General features: G+C 42.1%; 3 protein-coding genes and 1 pseudogene. 1 reads left to right on the top strand and 3 read right to left on the bottom strand.

The window, feature by feature from the left end:
• On the top strand, window positions 1-925 hold a 925-nt coding region (locus GMD4S_RS07780), incomplete at its 5' end, for a YeiH family protein (protein WP_000325890.1).
• A gap of 28 nt (window positions 926-953) precedes the next feature.
• Here GMD4S_RS07780 and GMD4S_RS07775 read toward each other — a convergent pair.
• The 3 genes and pseudogenes from GMD4S_RS07775 to GMD4S_RS13315 form a co-directional block, all read right to left on the bottom strand.
• A complete protein-coding gene (locus GMD4S_RS07775) occupies window positions 954-1,391 on the bottom strand; it encodes a CoA-binding protein (protein ID WP_000076499.1) in 438 nt (145 codons plus the stop codon).
• Window positions 1,392-1,510: 119 nt separating this feature from the next.
• On the bottom strand, window positions 1,511-2,479 hold the full coding sequence (locus tag GMD4S_RS07770; RefSeq protein ID WP_000010174.1) for a ribose-phosphate diphosphokinase: 969 nt from the start codon (window positions 2,477-2,479) through the stop codon (window positions 1,511-1,513).
• 212 nt (window positions 2,480-2,691) lie between these two features.
• Window positions 2,692-2,770: pseudogene (locus GMD4S_RS13315) on the bottom strand (carbonic anhydrase); the annotation flags it as partial.

Raw genomic sequence — 2,770 nt, 5'->3', positions numbered from 1 at the left:
CGTCGTGGGTGCACCTGTCTTTGCAATTTTTGCTGGAATGCTCCTCCACCCCTGGCTCTCACCCTACAAACAACTAGACGCAGGTTTGGCCTTTAGTTCCAAGAAATTGCTCCAGTATGCCGTTATCTTACTCGGTTTTGGTCTCAATATCTCGCAAGTCTTTGCAGTTGGACAAACTTCACTCCCCGTCATCCTTTCCACCATTTCGATTTCCTTAATCGTTGCCTACCTCTTCCAGCGTTTCTTTGCGCTAGACACGAAACTGGCTACCTTGATTGGAGTGGGTTCTTCTATCTGTGGTGGTTCTGCCATTGCTGCAACAGCACCCGTTATCCATGCCAAGGAAAAAGAAGTCGCCCAAGCCATCTCCGTTATCTTTTTCTTCAATGTCTTAGCAGCACTTATCTTTCCAACTCTAGGAACCTGGCTTCACTTATCAAATGAAGGCTTTGCCCTCTTTGCAGGAACCGCAGTCAACGATACTTCTTCTGTAACGGCCACAGCCAGCGCATGGGACAGTCTCTACCAGACCAATACCCTTGAGTCTGCAACCATTGTTAAACTCACACGAACTCTGGCTATTATTCCCATCACTCTCTTCCTCTCCTACTGGCAAAGTCGCCAGCAAGAAAATAAACAAGGCGTACAACTGAAAAAAGTTTTCCCACTTTTTATCCTTTATTTCATTCTAGCCTCTCTCTTAACGACTCTTCTCACCTCTCTCGGCGTGTCTAGTAGCTTCTTCACCCCTCTCAAACAACTCTCCAAATTCCTTATCATCATGGCCATGAGTGCCATCGGTCTCAAAACCAATCTGATTGCCATGGTCAAATCAAGCGGTAAATCCATTCTTCTTGGAGCCCTTTGCTGGATTGCCATCATCCTTACCAGTCTTGGCATGCAAGCATTGATTGGTACTTTATAAAATAAAAAGGTAGCCCATGGCTACCTTTTTATTGCTCAAGAATTAAGCGAGTATGTTCTCTCTTAATACAACGATTCATCACGATGTCATCGCATCCTCCAGCACGCAAGATTTCTTCCGCTTCTAGATTTTCAAGTCCTAATTGCGCCCAGAAAATCTTGGCATCTGCCTTGAGAAAATCACGCGCCACATCTGGTAAAAACTCGCTCCGTCGGTATACATTGACAATGTCCACAGGAAAAGGAATCTCAACTAGACTCGCATAAGCCTTCTCTCCCAAAATTTCCCCACCTGCAGCCTTGGGATTAACTGGAATGATTTTATAGCCCCGAGCTTGCATTTCCTTGGTCACTCGATTACTAGTTGTTTCCTCACGATCGGACAAACCCACTACCGCTAACGTTTTACTGGTTGTAAGATACTGACGGATCACACCATCACTTGGATTAATAAATTCTTGGCTCATAGAAATCCTCCTTTTTTCTCAGTATAGCATATTTTGAAAAGGCTTGCAGATTTTGACTATAAAAATCTCCTAGCAAGAAAAGAAACCTGCTAGGAGTTCTGTCTACTTCAAGTGAAAGATTAAATCTTTTTCTCAATACAAAATAGAGGAGAAAGAGGACGTTTTTCGTGGATACGGATAATAGCATCGCCTAGAAGATGAGCAATCGAAATTTGTTCAATCTTATCAATCAAACGCTCTTCTGGTAGGTAGATAGTATCCAAAACAACCAATTTTTTAATAGCTGATTTTTGGATATTGTCCATAGCTGGTCCTGAAAGTACTGGGTGCGTACAGCTTGCGTAAACCTCAACAGCACCTGCTTCAGCAAGAGCATCCGCCGCATGACAAATGGTTCCAGCTGTATCGATCATATCGTCAATCAAAATACAAGTCTTACCTTCTACCTTACCAATGATGTTCATCACTTCACTGGTATTCATCTTGTCTACACTACGGCGCTTGTCAATAATCGCAATCGGAGTTTTCAAAAACTCTGCCAATTTACGAGCACGAGTCACCCCACCATGGTCTGGGCTGACAACCACGTAGTCAGAGCCAACCATGCCACGACGTTCAAAGTAGTCCGCAATCAATGGAGCACCCATCAAGTGATCTACAGGAATATCAAAGAATCCCTGAATCTGTGCAGCGTGCAAATCAATCGTCAACAAACGATCTACCCCAGCAACTTCTAGCATGTTTGCAACGAGTTTTGCTGTGATTGGCTCACGCGCGCGCGCTTTTCTATCCTGACGTGCATAGCCATAGTAAGGCATAACAACATTGACAGATTCTGCACTAGCACGCTTCAAAGCGTCCACCATAATCAAAATTTCAAGTAAATTATCATTTACAGGTGAACTCGTTGATTGTAGGATAAAGACGTGTTTTCCACGGATTGATTCTTCAATGTTGACCTGAATCTCTCCATCTGAAAATTGGCGAACAGTCGATTTCCCCAACTCTATCCCAATTTCTTGCGCCACACGCTCTGCCAATTCTCTATTAGAAGAAAGGGCAAATAGCTTTAAATCAGAAAAAGACATGATTTCCTCCGGTATTTATGTATCACTTGTTTTTACACAACATTTTCCATCTACCATTGTAGCGCTTTTTCCTTTATTTTTCAATCAAAAATAAAACAAGAGCAAACATTTATACCCTTGTTTTATACTATTTTATATTAGCTATATTAAAACTAAAAATCCTACATTTTAACAATCGATTTTATGCTAGGATGAGATTTTTTGAGACAAAGTTAGTATACTTCTCTCATACTTCCTGTATCCACATCATAGACAGCACCTGAAATAACCACATCATCAGGAATCAGTGGA

It is taken from the genome of Streptococcus sp. GMD4S (assembly GCF_000296955.1).
Note: the sequence above shows the minus strand (reverse complement) of the source record. Positions and strands in the feature narration are given on the sequence as shown.

What these genes read in the sequence shown, in the direction of transcription:
- GMD4S_RS07770 (WP_000010174.1), bottom strand. Translation starts at nt 2,479, where the DNA reads ATGTCTTTTTCTGATTTAAAGCTATTTGCCCTTTCTTCTAATAGAGAA.
- GMD4S_RS07775 (WP_000076499.1), bottom strand. Translation starts at nt 1,391, where the DNA reads ATGAGCCAAGAATTTATTAATCCAAGTGATGGTGTGATCCGTCAGTAT.